Genomic DNA, 16065 nt, shown 5'->3' with positions numbered 1-16065 from the left:
AAAAAATCATTTGCTAATATCGTCAACACGCATTGTGTGATCAGGAACAATGTTCTTCACATGCTCCATGTAATCGATTATTGCCTGAGCGGTTTGTAATCCCTTAATGTATTTAACATTTTTACTATTGGTGAAACTAAATCCACCACCGCCTTTCCCGATAAAAGAATCCAGAGCAATAGTATAAAATTGACTGTCTTCTACCGGTTTTCCTTTAATATTAAACGAAACAATACGCTGCCCCAACGGTTTTGTGCTGTCGTATTTAAACTGTACCGTTTTTGACGCGTGTAGCGTCCCATTTTTCAAATCTGCGGCATGAGACATAATTGACCTGAGATCTTTACCGCTGATCTCCACACTCATTACATCATTAGTGAATGGATACATGCTCAATACATCACCATATGTAATGTTGCCTTTGGGTAATTCGGAACGAATACCGCCAGCATTATAGAATGAGGCATCGGCGTAAGGTACCTTATACATCAAAGCATCAGTAATTAAATTACCTGTAGTAGCAGATTCACCATAAGAACGGGTCAAAATCTCAGGTGAGTAGGCGACGACTCTGTCGGTAATTTTCTTAACTTTATTGTTCCACTCATCGATTTTTGCCTGTGTTTGCGGATCAGGCTTATAGGTATCTGCGTACATCGTGATTAGCTTACCATTGTAGCTATCCACTTTTTTGGTTTCAGGGTTCCAGTCGAGGACTAACTTGCCTAACTCAATCGTGTAGGCATTAGTTGAAACCACCAACGTATCGCCGACTTTAATGGGTTCTGGAGTACCTTTATGGGCATGGCCGGTGATCAGTACGTTCAACCCGTAGCCTTCAAGCGTTTTAGCCATTTCAACGTCAGCTTTCAGCGCACGGGCAACGTCTTCATCACCACCGCTGGATTGACGACCCGGTACACCTTCATGCGCGAGCAGTACTGTCAGGTCAACTTTCCCTTTCAATTCTTCCAGTTGTTTCTTCACATACGGTACGGGATCCTGGCAGTCAACACCTTCACGGACGCCTGCGGCAATTGCTTCATAAAATGCCGAAACGCCGTGCATCCCAATAACACCAATTTTCAAACCATTTTTTTCGACGATGGTATAAGGTGTTTTAATTAATGGTTTATCACTATTGCTGTAAAACACGTTGTTGAGCAGTACCGGAAATTTAAGTTTACTCAGTTGTGTGACTAGATTTTCATGTCCATGGTCAAACTCATGATTTCCTACCGAAACGGCATCATAGGGCATGGTATTCAAAATATCGATAATGGCTTCACCTTTGGTTAAGGTGCTGATATAAGGGCCAGTAAAATAGTCACCTGCATCAAAGAAAAAAACATCTTTATCTTTTTCTTTGGCATCCTTAACTATTTTAGAGATAGGAGCAAATCCTCCTACCTCACGTGTCTTCGACACAGAAGGAATAATCCCTGGTGTAACGTGAGCATGCAAATCATTTGTGTAGTAAATGGTAATGTCTCTGGCATCTGCAGTAATGGTTATAGCAGATGATAAACCAATACATAAAGACAAGAGGGACAGCGAGAATTTATTCTTCACATTCATATTCATATTCCATTTATTCGATATATTGACAATTACACCTCACCGCATCTGATATATCGGATGCAGAGTTTCAAACTGGGTTATTTCTTTTTTATTTATTTTGATAGTAATCAGAACTCGAAGCCAATCATATAATTCATACGGTCACCATAATCTTTATAACCTAATTTATTATTAAAGTAACGATAGGATACCGATGCAGTCCAGCTAGGTATAAATTTCCATGTGAAAGTCACTGCGCCATTCAGACCAGTATGTCCACCTTGTTGCTCTGCATAGGCATCATTACGATCCATTTCAATTTCATTCCAGTTGGAAACAGAAAATTTTTCGTTAAACATTTCAAAATTATATGCCGCAACCCAACCAAGTACATATCCGTTAAGGCCAGTAGCCTGACCGTATTTTTTTGACGTATAGTCGTTGGATAAATTGTGTATAGCCACATAGGGTTTAATGAACCATGATTTTTCTACCAGACCAAGGTAGCCGACCCCATACATCATATTCAATTCATCACCAAACGTGTTCTCCATCGACATATAGAGTTTGGTCATCAACGTAAAATCAGAACCTTCTATCGGACGATAATGTCCGAGAAACTGAGTAACGTGGTTCCGTCCTTCGACTGGATGGTTGAGAACGTTCATTTCGTAAAATGAAGCAAATTCACCTCTGTCGAAAACGGCGCCAAAATCAGCCACCGCTTTCCACACTTCACCACGATCGACGTTTACGAAACCTTTATTCCAGTCACCATACCCGAGACTAATTTTCCCATATACGCGTTTTAGTTCAGCTGAATGACCATTAAAACAGGCTAAGATAAGGCATGCACCAAGTAGACTATTAATGTATTTTTTGTTCATGCTCAGCTCCGTGAGGTAAAGAAAATAATAAAGTGTAATGCTTTTGAAAAAAAGGAAGTCTATTGGTTGATGTTTTGTTTGTGAGTGATAGGTGTCGCAAAAATACCAGTGTTCGAATATTAATTTGAGAAAGTGTCGGGAGGTGTTGTTTTTTTTATGCTAACTTTATGTTTTTTTGAATATAAGGCGTGTTACCGGAGTAACGCGAATATTTTTTATCGATGCTTTCGATATTCTTTTTGTATGACTTATTCGCTATTAGCAACTTAGTGCCGAGAAAACAACATATGCTGACATTAACGAGATATAGAGAGGGTGAGGGAGGTGTTTGGGATCTTCGTCACTTGTTATTGTGCAGTTTTTTAATAGAATTTTCTGGTAAGTTTATATAAATAAAAATGATACTTTAATTATTAATATAGCGTCTGCGAATGTATTTGTTTCTTTATTTTTTTTCAATCACTCTTTATTGCATGCTGATGTAATAGTGAGTGCCAGAAATCAACCGAAAATATTAAGCCTTTTGGCAAGTTTATTGCGTAATTGGTGATGTGATAATTCAAAGGAGTTGAAATGAAAAGAACTGTTGTTGCCAGTATGATCGGACTGGCCTTATGTGCCGGAAGCGTATCGTCAACCGCGCAGGCTGCTACGGATAAACGTCCTAACTTAGTCATCATTCTTGCAGACGATTTAGGCTATGGCGATCTCGCGACTTATGGCCATCAAATCGTCCAAACACCTAATATCGACAAGCTGGCGCAGGAAGGGGTGAAATTTACCGACTACTATGCACCTGCGCCGCTGTGTTCTCCTTCTCGTGCTGGTTTATTAACGGGGCGTATGCCGTTTCGTACCGGGATGCGCTCATGGATCCCTGAAGGGAAAGACGTCGCATTAGGGCGCAATGAATTGACGATTGCTAATCTGCTGAAAGAGCAGGGCTACGACACGGCGATAATGGGCAAATTACACCTGAATGCCGGAGGAGATCGCACCGATCAGCCGCAAGCGAACGATATGGGATTCGATTACACTCTGGTGAATGCTGCCGGGTTCGTAACGGACTCAACTTTAGATACCGCAACAGAGCGCCCGCGTCATGGCATGGTACATCCAACCGGTTTTGTGCGTAATGGCAAGCCGATTGGCAGAGCGGAGACCTTCAGTGGAGAATTAGTAAGCTCTGAAGTCGTGAAGTGGTTGGACAATAAGAAAGATGATAAGCCGTTTTTCTTATACGTCGCCTTCACAGAAGTTCATAGCCCACTGGCATCGCCGAAAAAGTATCTCGATATGTATTCACAAAACATGAGCGACTACCAGAAACAGCATCCGGATCTGTTCTACGGAGATTGGGCTGATAAACCGTGGCGCGGCACGGGAGAATATTACGCCAATATCAGCTATATGGATGCGCAGGTCGGTAAAGTAATGGATAAGATTAAGGCAATGGGTGAAGAAGATAACACCATTGTCATTTTTACCAGCGATAACGGACCGGTCACACGCGAGGCTCGTAAAGTGTATGAACTGAACCTGGCGGGCGAAACGGATGGGCTTCGCGGTCGTAAAGACAATTTGTGGGAAGGCGGCATCCGTGTTCCGGCAATCATCAAGTATGGTAAACATATTCCGCAGGGGATGGTAACGGATACGCCGGTTTATGGTCTCGACTGGATGCCGACGCTGGCAAATATGATGGATTTTAAACTGCCAACAGATCGTACCTACGATGGGCAGTCTCTGGTGCCATTACTGGAACAGAAAACGTTAGCGCGTCAGAAGCCACTCATTTTTGGTATTGATATGCCATTCCAGGATGATCCAACGGATGAGTGGGCTATTCGCGATGGTGACTGGAAAATGATCATCAATCGCGAAAATAAACCTAAATACCTCTACAACCTGAAAAAAGATCGTTTTGAAACCCTTAATCAGATTGGCAAGCAGCCTGATATCGAAAAACAACTGTACGGTAAGTTCCTGAAGTACAAAAAGGATATTGATAACGATTCCTTAATGAAAGCCCGAGGTGAAAAACCAACGCCAGTAACCTGGGGTTAATCGGATAACAACAAAAAAATAGAGTATGCCACTTAGGGCTATGCCCGCCTGGCTCAGTATTTTTATGCTGAGCCGGGTTCTTTTATTTATGGACCTCCGTGATGCAAAGGAAAAGTTGTCAGGTAATGGTTAAGCCGACAGGATCAGTATGCAATCTGGACTGCAAATACTGTTTTTACCTGGAAAAAGAGAAACTCTATCCAGACAGAAAAGCAAATTTCAAAATGTCAGATGAAATGCTTGAATTATTCATCAAGCAACACATTGCCGCACAGGATGTGGATGACGTCATTTTTGCATGGCAAGGTGGAGAACCGACTCTGATGGGGCGCGCGTTTTACCAGCGGGCGATTGAACTTCAGCAGCGTTACGCTGAGGGGAGAACCATAGTAAATACCTTTCAGACTAATGGCGTTTTGATCGACGAAGAATGGGCTGAGTTTTTCAAGAAGAATGATTTTCTGGTGGGGATTTCTGTTGACGGTGACGCCGCGCTACATGATGAATGGCGTGTTACTCGTTCGGGTAAACCGACACATGAGAAAGTGGAGCAGGCCATTAAACGCCTGGTACGTCACGGCGTTGAGTTTAATACGCTGACGGTGGTTAACCACACTAATATGTCTCATCCACTGCAGGTTTACCAATATCTGAAAAGCATTGGTAGCCAGTATATGCAGTTTATTCCATTAGTAGAGAGGCGTAGTGACAGCAGCGATGCCGAGTTGGCTGCACCCTGTGATAAACAAACGAAAATGATGCCGTGGTCCGTTGACTCACTTGAATTCGGCCATTTTCTCAATGCTATTTTTGATATCTGGATTCGTGAGGATATTGGTAATATTGGCATACAGATATTTGAGCAGACGCTGGCTGCCTGGTGCGGATTACCTCCGCATGTGTGCGTGTTTTCTCCAACGTGCGGCAGTGCATTCGCAATGGAAATGAATGGTGATGTTTATAACTGCGATCACTTTGTCTATCCGCAGTACAAACTAGGGAATATTCAGCATACAACGGTGCGTGCGATGAACAATAGTGAGCAAAATCGGCAATTCGGCAATGATAAAAGCCGTACCATGGCGCAAGAATGTTACTCCTGTCAGTGGCAGTTTGCTTGCAATGGTGGATGTCCTAAACACCGATTTCTCCCCTCAGTCTCAGGAATATCGAATCAGAACTTTTTATGTGCTGGTTATCAGTTGTTTTTTTCCCATACTGCACTAGCGATGGGGGCGATGAAAACGCTCTATGAAAATAATATTTCGCCAGCAGAGATAAAAACAATATTTGTGTAATAGTAATATTCGCAGGGAGTGAATATGTTTTCTCGAATCAATGTTGATGCCTGTAAAACACCTACTTGTAAAAATATGGGTATATTAAATAGTCCGGATTATTTAACCCAAGGGAAGGAGATTCTGTGTAGAGAATGTGGATTTTTGTTCCCCATCATTTCTGAGTACTCGCTCAATCTCTTCCGTCAGTCGGCAAACCAGGCCTGGAAGGGATTGATTAAAGCTTGTCCTGGCTGCGGTAGTTCATCACTGAAAAAATATGGATTTTCCGCTCAAAGAGAGGCGCGACTATATTGCCTTGAGTGCCACAAAACGTTCGTTTCCCCAGGAGAACATAAGGCAGATATCCGTCAGGAAAACCTTGCCAGACTTATCCAGGAAGGCGCTTCGTTGTCTGATATTAGAGCGACACTTTCATTAGACAGCACGGGTCTAAACCGTGCGCTACAAAAATTATCCCGCAAGGTAAATGAGGCTGAACGAGAGTTCGTTTTTCCTGCGTTTGATCTGGCGATGAGTACGTGCGCTTTTCGGGTTAAATTTAATGGCGGCGACAACAGTTTGTATGCTCTGGTTACGGCAGAAGAGAGCAGTGGCAGGGTTATCGCTGTGACAACTAATTATTCCACGCAGCCTGTCGAAAACGAATATCAGTACATTTCTGAATACGAGGAACGTCTGCCGCCTGGGACGTTAGCGCATCTTGTCCAACGCAAAGAACTCATGACGATGCGGCGAAATACCCTATTTGATATCGACTATGGTCCCGCCACGCTTTACAAAAACGATCCCGGGATGTTGGTAAAACCGGTTCTTCCCGCGTACCGGCATTTTGAGCTGGTCAAAGAGCTTACGGATGAGCACTCCCTCAATGTTCAGCACGACATCGATCATGAGTGTTTTATATTAGGAGGATGTATGATGGCTAATCTGCAATCTGTGCGGCAAGGTCGTTGTCATATATCATTTGTAAGAGAAATGGGGGTTTCACCTCCGGATAAAGACTTTCCTTATCGAGTGTTCCTTAGTGGCGGAATACGTAATAATGTCTGGCGAGCCTTCTCAACACGCGGTTACTCTAAAGCCGTATGTAACCTCACAGGAAATAAAAAAACGAGTATGCTACGCTACGCTACCTTAACGGGCAGCACTAAATTTATTCAGTTTTTGCATACGCATCCGTTTTTCTTTCAGCTTAGCCGCCTGTCTCCTGCCAATGTTACGGTCGTACTGAATTATTTAAAATTTGAATATAATAAAAATATAATGCGATAACGGAATGTTTTTATTGATATTAATTGATGCTTTTTGATTGCCTGATTGATACATCCCCAGTGTATTTATTTTATTGTTCCGCTGTGGAACGATGAAATGAATAAATTGGACACGCATAATGAAAAAGATTATTTCCCCCGATATTAAGTTGCCTACACCTCGTCCCGCTGTTAATCAGGAGATTGACAGCAATAATGAGATGGTTCTCAGTCATACCGCTGTTTATCAAGATTGTCTGGCTCGGATCACTGATGAGAATACGTTGGAAAATGCGGTCATTGTTCTAAACCCTTATGGTACAGCGCCTTTAAGTGCATATGCCGGTGTTTGGAGTGATGAGGAACGTACTGTAACGCTGAAAATTCAGGATCTGGCGCAAAGTGCGATACAAGTCGTGCAAGATTTTACGTTGAATGTGGGGGCGAATCTGCTGCCTGTACTTGGCCTCGTGGCTGATGTCGATAACCAACTGGCTATTTTGGTTGATGAAGTCGTTATCGCCACTTATACGATAGCAACCCAACCTTTACCTGCAACGGATTCTGCAGATGTGCAGTTAGGGTTTCCTGTTATCAATGTGACTCAACCAGTGACTGACGCCGACCTGATTGCGCCGGGCTGCTATTTCATTACGCATTTCGACCGCTATAACTACGCTCTGGATCAGGATGGCGTGGTGCGTTGGTACGTGACACAGGACTTCCCGTCATTCAATTTGGTGCGCATTGATAACGGTCATTTCCTGGCTACATCAGAAGCTAAAAACACCTACCTTGAGATGTATGAGTTCGACATGATGGGACGGCTGTATACTTTTTATATTCTGGATAACCAATTCCACCACTCAATTTGGCAATGGGACAGTAGTACCATCGTCGCGCCTTCCGAATATACCTCGGGCAGACCGGATTCACTGAAGACTAATGAAGATGGCGTCTCAGTCGTGGATTTATCTACCGGGCTGGAAATTGCCTATTACGACATGGCCGCTATTCTTGATACCTCACGTACAGCGAGACCAACGGGGACGGCACCTGGTGAAGATCCGACCGCTCAGGACTGGCTGCATATCAACCAAAGCTATGTTAATGAAACGAATAGTTTGCTGATCGCTTCAGGGCGTCATCAGAGCGCTGTTTTTGGCATCAGCCTCGAGACTGAATCGCTGCAGTTTATTATGTCCACGCATGAAGATTGGAGCGAGGAGTATAAGCCTTACCTTCTGACTCCGGTCGACAGTGATGGTGTCTCTCTTTATGACTTCAGCAATCAGGATGATGTGGATGCGGCAAACCGTGATTTTTGGTCGTGGGGACAACACAATGTGACGGAAGTGGCTAATGACGAACCAGGAATGGTCGAATTTATGGTATTCGACAATGGTAACTATCGCTCTCGTGTTGATAGTAAAAGCCTGCTTCCACCAGATAATTACAGCCGGGTTGTACACTTTATCGTTGATTTGAACGCAATGACGGTAATGCGCCCTTTTGAATACGGTAAGGAGTTGGGAGCTCGCGGTTATAGTAGTTGTGTAAGCGCCAAAGAGGTGTTGCAGAATGGCAACATCGTTGTGCATTTCGGCGATTGCACATTTGACGAAAATGGCCGAGCTATCTCTTGCCAGCCGGGGGATAGCGACATTATTGACCCGCAGGAAGGAAATGAAGCATTGGGGAATTTGCTTCTGCAAGAAATTGAACCGGTAACCAAGTCGGTGCTTTTTGAGGCGACAATGACCTCTGGTTACTATAAAAACGAGGAAGTGAATGGCGTAGGCTATCGCTATGACATCACCAGTTTCCGCGTTTATAAAATGGGACTGTATGCCTGATTAGGTCTCAGTGTTTTGCGCTCTATGCCCGACATCTGTTCGGGCTTTTTTGTTCGTAAAAACCGATCTATTCATCATGAATAATCTAATTTTAACGAGCTTTCTGAAGGTGTAAGATAGTATTTACGAAGTATTCACCCAATAGAGAGAATAAAAGTGAAACATCTGCATCGTTTTTTTAGTAGTGACGCCTCGGGGGGCATCATTCTGATCATCGCTGCCGTGGTTGCTATGCTGATGGCAAATATCGGGGTTACCAGTGGATGGTACCACGCCTTTCTGGAAACGCCCGTTCAACTGCGGGTTGGCGCGCTTGAGATCAACAAAAATATGCTGCTGTGGATCAATGACGCGTTGATGGCGGTGTTCTTCCTGTTGATCGGTTTGGAAGTGAAGCGCGAGTTAATGCAAGGTTCGCTGGCCAGTCTGCGCCAGGCGGCGTTTCCGATCATTGCCGCTATCGGGGGCATGATTGTCCCGGCGCTGCTGTATCTGGCATTCAACTATGCTGACCCTATCACCCGTGAGGGTTGGGCGATCCCGGCGGCAACAGATATCGCTTTTGCATTAGGCGTGCTGGCGCTGTTGGGCAGCCGTGTCCCGCTGGCGTTGAAAATCTTCCTGATGGCGCTGGCGATAATCGATGACCTCGGCGCTATTGTGATCATCGCGTTGTTCTACACCAGCGATCTCTCGCTGCTGTCGCTGGGCGTTGCCGCGTGCGCGATCCTTGTCCTGGCAGCATTGAATCTGTGCGGTGTAAGACGTACCGGTATTTATATTCTGGTTGGCGTAGTGCTGTGGACGGCCGTACTGAAGTCTGGCGTGCATGCAACTCTGGCGGGTGTGATCGTCGGTTTCTTCATTCCGTTGAAGGAAAAACACGGGCGTTCACCGGCGAAGCGTCTGGAGCATGTTCTGCACCCGTGGGTGGCATACCTGATCCTACCGTTGTTTGCCTTCGCTAACGCGGGTGTCTCACTGCAGGGCGTCACCATTGATGGACTGACCTCGGTGTTACCGCTGGGGATCATTGCTGGCCTGTTAATCGGGAAACCACTGGGTATCAGCCTCTTTTGCTGGCTGGCGTTACGCTTCAGGATGGCGCAATTGCCGGAGGGAACGAATTTCCAGCAAATTATGGCGGTCGGTATTCTGTGCGGCATTGGCTTTACGATGTCGATTTTCATCGCCAGCCTGGCGTTTGGGACCGTCGATCCTGAGCTGATTAACTGGGCGAAACTAGGGATCCTGATCGGTTCTTTGCTGTCGGCGGTAATAGGTTACTGCTGGTTACGCACCCGGTTGAACGCAGCAGCCTGACGGGATAACCCTTTCGTGACAATTTTCAGGGAGAGTGTATGTCTCATATAAACTACAACCACCTGTACTACTTTTGGCATGTATATAAAGAAGGATCGGTGGTTGGTGCAGCAGAGGCGCTTTATCTGACACCGCAGACCATTACCGGGCAGATTAAAGCGCTTGAGGAACGCTTACAGGGAAAGTTGTTCAAGCGGAAGGGGCGTGGACTGGAGCCCAGCGAATTAGGCGAATTGGTTTTTCGTTATGCGGATAAGATGTTCACGTTAAGCCAGGAAATGCTGGATATCGTGAACTATCGCAAAGAGTCGAATTTACTGTTCGATGTCGGCGTGGCGGATGCGTTGTCCAAACAGCTGGTTAGCAGCGTGCTGAATGCTGCAGTCGTTGAAGATGAACAAATCCATCTGCGTTGTTTTGAATCAACGCACGAGATGCTGCTGGATCAGCTCAGCCAGCATAAACTGGATATGATTATCTCCGACTGCCCGATCGATTCTACGCAGCAGGAAGGGTTGTTCTCAGTGCGGATTGGCGAATGCAGCGTGAGCTTTTGGTGCACCCAGCCATTGCCTGAGAAACCATTTCCGGCCTGCCTCGAAGAGCGTCGATTGCTGATCCCAGGGCGCCGTTCGATGCTCGGGCGTAAGCTGTTGAACTGGATTAACTCACAAGGGCTGAACGTTGAAATCCTTGGCGAGTTTGATGATGCCGCGCTGATGAAAGCGTTCGGCGCAACGCATAACGCTATTTTTGTTGCGCCTACTCTTTATTCCCACAATTTTTATGCCGATGATTCAATTGTTGAAATTGGACGCGTAGAGAATGTGATGGAGGAGTATCACGCCATATTTGCGGAAAGAATGATCCAGCATCCAGCGGTGCAGCGTATTTGCAATACTGATTACTCGGCACTATTTATTTCTGCGGGTAAATAATCAAGGCGCACTCGTCATACTTCATATTGTGGGGGGGTTACTCGGCCAGTCGGTACACTGCACCCTGCCACCTTGTGGCAGGGTCACTGGTGAGTGCTGAGCAAAGTGGATGCACCGACGCAAAAGATGTAGCAAATCAAACAGAAAGAGATTTTCTGAGACCCTCCAGCTCGCTTCTTACCCTATCTCATAACCTGTTTTATACAGAAAATGAGATCTCATCAAATCGATATCTCATGGTTTCAAAGCGTTTGTGATTAGCACCCCTCGCATAATGGGAGCATTACATAGGTGTCCCACCGGACGGATGGGACACACTATTTCTTCTATGACTCATTAACGAGGTAAGCATTATGACTAACAGCAAACTGGTACAAAATGATTCGCTCAGTACAAAAGAGTACGAGCAGAACGGATTTGTGGCGGCCACGGAAACCAATGAGTTTAGCTATACATCGGCGCGTGTTGCGAAGGTAGCCTATAACGAGTACAAGCCCAACGAGTTTAAAGTGTCCGGTTACTGGACTGACTGGTCGCAATATGACGGCCGTCTCGATGGTGATTTCGCGCCTTCCAGCTGTGGGCGCGGCGTTGACCTGGCGTTATTAGACCCCTTTGCTTACGATAAAATTACGCTGGGTTTCTGCGGGATTGTCGGCGATACCGGCGAGAAAGCGACGACCATCAACAATGCCGCAGTCGACTTCCAGCGTACGCAATGGCAACCCACTTTTGTCGATGCGTGGGGAGATGTTGCCTCCTATCGCAACTGCGGCTTTGCGGGCTGGGTAAGCAATGATTACATGGCGCTTTTCCATCAGTACGATGCACAGGGCGTTCTGGGGGGGTTACGCGATGTACAGAAAAAGAACCCGAATCTCCATCTTTCAATGAGTATTGGCGGATGGACCATGAGCCAGGCGTTCCACTTTATGGCTAAGGATCCACATAAACGCGCGCTATTCTGCGACGGCCTGACCGATCTGTTCACCCGATTCCCGATGTTTAGCGAAATCGATCTGGATTGGGAATATCCGGGGGCACCGGGAAATACCGGTAATACCTACGATGATACTGACGCACCAAATTTTGCTGCCTTGATTAAGGATGTGAAAGCCGCGCTGAATAAAATCAATCGCAGTGATGTGAAAATTAGCGTTGCCGCGGCTGGTGACATCGAGAAACTGAAAAAAGCCAATATTCCAGCGCTCATTGATGCGGGGGTCTGGGGCATTAATTTAATGACCTACGACTTCTTTGGTACGCCGTGGGCTACCGAGCTGGCGCATCATACCAATCTCTACCCGAATGGTAGCGCGAATAACTGGAGCGTAGAGACCTCCGTTAATTATCTGGAGTCGATTGGGGTGCCGCTTAAACAGGTCTTTATCGGTTATGCCGGTTATAGCCGTAATGCTCATGATGCGACGATCCAGAGCGTATCTCCGCTGAAAGGAACTTACACGCCAGGATACGGCACGACGGTCGGAACATTTGAATCCGGCTCAACGGAATGGTACGACCATATCGCAAATTATCTTGATCTGGAAAACCAGACCGGTCGCAATAATTTTATTGTTTACACCGATGAAGTGGCGGATGCGGATTTCCTGTATAACCCACAGTCTAAAGTCTTTATGTCGCTGGATACCCCACGCACCGTGAAGGCCAAAGCCGAGTACGTAAAATCCCGCGGCCTGGGCGGCCTGTTTACCTGGACGGCGGATTTGGATCGTGGCCCGCTGGTGAATGCGGCTCGCGAAGGGCTGGGCTGCGAAATGACGCGGCAAACTGTTGATATGAGACCGTTCTATTTTAAAGGTATTACGAAGTAAGTGCTCATGTCCCCCTGTAAAGGGGGACATTTTCGGCTGTCTCAATCGTGTAAAAAACATAGATAAGTAAATAAATATTGTGTATCAGGTGAATTATTATTTTGGATTGAATAAGTAAATTTATATTACATTTTATGACATTGCCTTCTTATTTTTAGATTTTTTTATGGTTTTTTACATCAGGTTTGACAATTCTCTCAGTTAGATGATTATTTTTGGTACTAAAATAACGCATCTCAATAGTTAATGGATTTTCAAATGGTTACATCATTCATGATTGGAAATGATTTATTGTTTGATACAAGTGAAATGGTTCTTCATCATCTTAAGGATGGGGAAAGTATTCATTTATCCGGCGTGAAAGGTCGCTGTTTGAAGTGTCTCATCTCACATACCCAACAAGATATAACGACAAAAAAGCAAATTTGCGATGAGGTATGGGGACAATTTGGTTTATTCGCCAGCGATAGTACGTTATTGCAGACGATTTATGCCTTGCGGCGGGATTTGCGGGATATAGAGATGACGGATTTAATCGTTACCCATCCCCGACTGGGCTACCAGATCAATCCGGCCTATAGCGTTACACCGGTTGCTGAATTAGGCGCTGAAAAAAATGAACCTGCTGCCACTGAGGTATTTTCCTGTCCTTCTGACACTGATATTCTCAGTGCCCATTATGAAATTCAGAAAAAAACCGAAGGCAAAAAAACAGACGTTGCCGTTAATCTCTCCCTGCATAAGGCGAGGGTTATTTTAGCGTTCCTGACATTTGTATTGACTACAGTATTAGTACTCCTGACAGTGTTTTTCTACAGGGAAGAGTTACGTCTTCATAATGGCGGAAAAAATTTGTATTTAAATCCTGAAACGGGAAAAGATAGTCATGGACAAAAAGGATTTATCCTGTGCCAGTGCAATAAGTACGATACAAGCGAAAATTGCAAAAATCATGAATATATATGTAAAAAAGTGACTTCATGATATTTTTCGTTACGTAATGCAACTTAAGTTTATTATGCGTTTGGTGGATAAGGCGAGAGCGTCATCTTGCCACCGAAAAGCTCGGTTAACCGTCGTTCGGCAAGATGATGCGTCCAGTGATGAGCCGGTTAGATGAAATAATGCCTCAAGTGGTGCATCACGGAATTTCCAGCAGGTCTGATTAATAGAGTTGGCAGCCAGAGAGCCATCCAGAACAAGCTCGAGTTTTGTCACCGCATCGGTGATGTAGAGATCATAATGAAGCCCATTCCGATAATTAACCAGATAACGAGTTCCGCGGAGAGTTTATGCTTTCTGATACTGGCTTTATCTGTGGAGCGAAGGACCTGAGAGACATTCAGGAGGTATTGAGTGCCGAAAAGAGGAAAGAGATTCGGGTTCAGCCCAGGTTGTATCGCATAGCGACAGGTTGAAAGAATGAAAAAGCCCCATCAAAAATGATGGGGCTTATTGTGCTACGCTTGCGCGGGTTTTTTCACAAAGCGACAACAAGCAGGCGATTAAGCCAGTTTGTTGATCTGTGCAGTCAGGTTTGCTTTATGACGTGCAGCTTTGTTTTTGTGGATCAGACCTTTAGCAGCCTGACGGTCCACGATCGGTTGCATTTCGTTAAATGCTTTCAGTGCAGTAGCTTTGTCGCCAGCTTCGATAGCTGCGTATACTTTCTTGATGAAAGTACGCATCATAGAGCGACGGCTAGCGTTGTGCTTGCGGGCCTTTTCAGACTGAACGGCGCGCTTCTTAGCTGATTTGATATTAGCCAAGGTCCAACTCCCAAATGTGTTCTATATGGACAATTCAAAGGCCGAGGAATATGCCCTTTTAGCCTTCTTTTGTCAATGGATTTGTGCAAATAAGCGCCGTTTAAATTGCAGCACTCGTTGCGTAGTGATGGCGCAGGATTCTACCAGCTTGCGGGGCGTGAATACAGCCTTTCCACGAGAAAAATTGCATTGGTGTGCCCGTGAAGGGCGTCAATTTGTTTCATAACGATGAAAACCATCCTCTTTCTGTTTCGTAGAAACAATCGCCGGTTAACGTTGAACGCGGTACAGGGTATACTTTCACGATTTTCACTGTTTTGAGCCAGACATGAAGCTGATACGAGGCATACATAATCTCAGTCAGGCCCCGCATGGGTGTGTGCTGACTATTGGTAATTTCGACGGCGTGCACCGTGGCCATCGTGCGTTGCTGCAGGGCTTACGGGAAGAAGGGCGCAAACGCAATTTACCGGTGATGGTGATGATTTTCGAGCCGCAGCCGCTGGAGCTGTTTGCGACGGACAAGTCACCTGCGCGCCTCACCCGTCTGCGGGAAAAACTGCGTTATCTGGCGGAGTGCGGCGTTGATTACGTGCTGTGCGTGCGTTTTGACAGGCGCTTCGCGGCATTAACGGCGCAGACCTTCATCAGCGATCTGCTGGTGAAGCGCCTTGGTGTACAATTTCTTGCCGTTGGTGATGATTTCCGCTTTGGCGCTAGCCGTGCGGGCGATTTCTTGTTATTACAGGAAGCGGGCGCTGAGTATGGTTTTGATATCACCAGCACCCAAACCTTCTGTGAAGGCGGTGTGCGCATCAGCAGCACCGCGGTACGTCAGGCGCTGGCGGAAGATAACCTGCAACTGGCTGAAAGCCTGCTTGGGTATCCTTTTACTATCTCAGGACGCGTAGTTCACGGTGACGAGTTAGGGCGCACTATCGGTTTTCCGACGGCAAACTTACCGCTTCGTCGCCAGGTTTCTCCGGTGAAAGGGGTTTATGCGGTTGAAGTAATGGGGCTGGGTGACAAACCTTTCCCCGGCGTCGCCAACATCGGCACACGCCCGACGGTAGCAGGCGTACGCCAACAGTTGGAAGTGCATCTATTGGACGTTGTAATGGACCTGTATGGTCGCCATATAGATGTAGTACTGCGTAAAAAAATACGCAGCGAACAGCGATTTGCCTCGCTGGATGAACTAAAAGCGCAGATTGCGCGTGATGAGTTGACTGCCCGTGAATTTTTTGGGCTAACAAAACCGGCTTAATGCCTATACGAG

Annotated in this window: 12 protein-coding genes and 2 pseudogenes; 10 read left to right on the top strand and 4 right to left on the bottom strand. The window is 45.8% G+C overall.

Annotated features, from left to right (window positions below; all coding sequences use genetic code 11):
• Positions 1–6 precede the first annotated feature (6 nt).
• Both HV345_RS19880 and HV345_RS19875 read right to left on the bottom strand, forming a co-directional pair.
• Entirely contained in the window at positions 7–1578 is a 1572-nt protein-coding gene (locus HV345_RS19880) for a bifunctional UDP-sugar hydrolase/5'-nucleotidase (RefSeq protein ID WP_181635965.1), read from the bottom strand.
• A 110-nt stretch (positions 1579–1688) separates the two neighbouring features.
• Positions 1689–2447 (bottom strand): outer membrane protein OmpK, encoded by a 759-nt coding sequence (locus HV345_RS19875; protein ID WP_181635964.1) that lies wholly within the window; start codon positions 2445–2447, stop codon positions 1689–1691.
• Positions 2448–3020: 573 nt separating this feature from the next.
• On the opposite strand from HV345_RS19875, the gene HV345_RS19870 reads away from it, so the two are divergent.
• The 8 genes from HV345_RS19870 (at position 3021) to HV345_RS19835 (ending at position 14001) form a co-directional block, all read left to right on the top strand.
• Positions 3021–4514 (top strand): sulfatase, encoded by a 1494-nt coding sequence (locus tag HV345_RS19870; protein ID WP_181635963.1) that lies wholly within the window; start codon positions 3021–3023, stop codon positions 4512–4514.
• A 98-nt stretch (positions 4515–4612) separates the two neighbouring features.
• Positions 4613–5812, top strand: a complete 1200-nt coding sequence (locus tag HV345_RS19865; protein ID WP_181635962.1) for an anaerobic sulfatase maturase — start codon at positions 4613–4615, stop codon at positions 5810–5812.
• Positions 5813–5836: 24 nt separating this feature from the next.
• Entirely contained in the window at positions 5837–7087 is a 1251-nt protein-coding gene (locus HV345_RS19860; protein WP_047414469.1) for a cytoplasmic protein, read from the top strand.
• 118 nt (positions 7088–7205) lie between these two features.
• On the top strand, positions 7206–8921 hold the full coding sequence (locus HV345_RS19855) for an aryl-sulfate sulfotransferase (RefSeq protein WP_181635961.1): 1716 nt from the start codon (positions 7206–7208) through the stop codon (positions 8919–8921).
• A gap of 156 nt (positions 8922–9077) precedes the next feature.
• Positions 9078–10244 carry a Na+/H+ antiporter NhaA gene (nhaA, locus tag HV345_RS19850; RefSeq protein WP_016151635.1) on the top strand — a complete coding sequence of 389 codons (1167 nt, stop codon included), beginning with the start codon at positions 9078–9080 and terminating at the stop codon, positions 10242–10244.
• Between the two features lie 38 nt (positions 10245–10282).
• Positions 10283–11182 carry a transcriptional activator NhaR gene (nhaR, locus tag HV345_RS19845; RefSeq protein ID WP_016155652.1) on the top strand — a complete coding sequence of 300 codons (900 nt, stop codon included), beginning with the start codon at positions 10283–10285 and terminating at the stop codon, positions 11180–11182.
• 353 nt (positions 11183–11535) lie between these two features.
• Entirely contained in the window at positions 11536–13017 is a 1482-nt protein-coding gene (locus HV345_RS19840; RefSeq protein WP_181635960.1) for a glycoside hydrolase family 18 protein, read from the top strand.
• 258 nt (positions 13018–13275) lie between these two features.
• On the top strand, positions 13276–14001 hold the full coding sequence (locus HV345_RS19835; RefSeq protein WP_016155655.1) for a winged helix-turn-helix domain-containing protein: 726 nt from the start codon (positions 13276–13278) through the stop codon (positions 13999–14001).
• Positions 14002–14111: 110 nt separating this feature from the next.
• On the opposite strand, the pseudogene HV345_RS19830 reads toward HV345_RS19835, so the two are convergent.
• Positions 14112–14454, bottom strand: a pseudogene (locus HV345_RS19830) (transposase domain-containing protein); the annotation flags it as partial.
• A gap of 68 nt (positions 14455–14522) precedes the next feature.
• Positions 14523–14786 (bottom strand): 30S ribosomal protein S20, encoded by a 264-nt coding sequence (gene rpsT, locus HV345_RS19825; protein WP_003018940.1) that lies wholly within the window; start codon positions 14784–14786, stop codon positions 14523–14525.
• 105 nt (positions 14787–14891) lie between these two features.
• Here rpsT and HV345_RS26515 point away from each other — a divergent pair.
• Together HV345_RS26515 and ribF are read left to right on the top strand one after the other, a co-directional pair.
• A pseudogene (locus tag HV345_RS26515) lies at positions 14892–15107 on the top strand (DUF2575 domain-containing protein).
• A gap of 7 nt (positions 15108–15114) precedes the next feature.
• Positions 15115–16053 (top strand): bifunctional riboflavin kinase/FAD synthetase, encoded by a 939-nt coding sequence (gene ribF, locus HV345_RS19820; RefSeq protein ID WP_181635959.1) that lies wholly within the window; start codon positions 15115–15117, stop codon positions 16051–16053.
• The last annotated feature ends 12 nt before the right edge of the window (positions 16054–16065 follow it).

Source organism: Citrobacter sp. RHBSTW-00986 (assembly GCF_013783065.1).
GTDB classification, from domain to species: Bacteria; Pseudomonadota; Gammaproteobacteria; order Enterobacterales; family Enterobacteriaceae; genus Citrobacter; species Citrobacter braakii.
Note: the sequence above shows the minus strand (reverse complement) of the source record. Positions and strands in the feature narration are given on the sequence as shown.

Coding starts and splice junctions, on each gene's coding strand:
- HV345_RS19880 (WP_181635965.1), bottom strand. CDS start 1,578: ATGAATGTGAAGAATAAATTCTCGCTGTCCCTCTTGTCTTTATGTATT.
- HV345_RS19875 (WP_181635964.1), bottom strand. CDS start 2,447: ATGAACAAAAAATACATTAATAGTCTACTTGGTGCATGCCTTATCTTA.
- HV345_RS19870 (WP_181635963.1), top strand. CDS start 3,021: ATGAAAAGAACTGTTGTTGCCAGTATGATCGGACTGGCCTTATGTGCC.
- HV345_RS19860 (WP_047414469.1), top strand. CDS start 5,837: ATGTTTTCTCGAATCAATGTTGATGCCTGTAAAACACCTACTTGTAAA.
- HV345_RS19855 (WP_181635961.1), top strand. CDS start 7,206: ATGAAAAAGATTATTTCCCCCGATATTAAGTTGCCTACACCTCGTCCC.
- nhaR (WP_016155652.1), top strand. CDS start 10,283: ATGTCTCATATAAACTACAACCACCTGTACTACTTTTGGCATGTATAT.
- HV345_RS19840 (WP_181635960.1), top strand. CDS start 11,536: ATGACTAACAGCAAACTGGTACAAAATGATTCGCTCAGTACAAAAGAG.
- HV345_RS19835 (WP_016155655.1), top strand. CDS start 13,276: ATGGTTACATCATTCATGATTGGAAATGATTTATTGTTTGATACAAGT.
- ribF (WP_181635959.1), top strand. CDS start 15,115: ATGAAGCTGATACGAGGCATACATAATCTCAGTCAGGCCCCGCATGGG.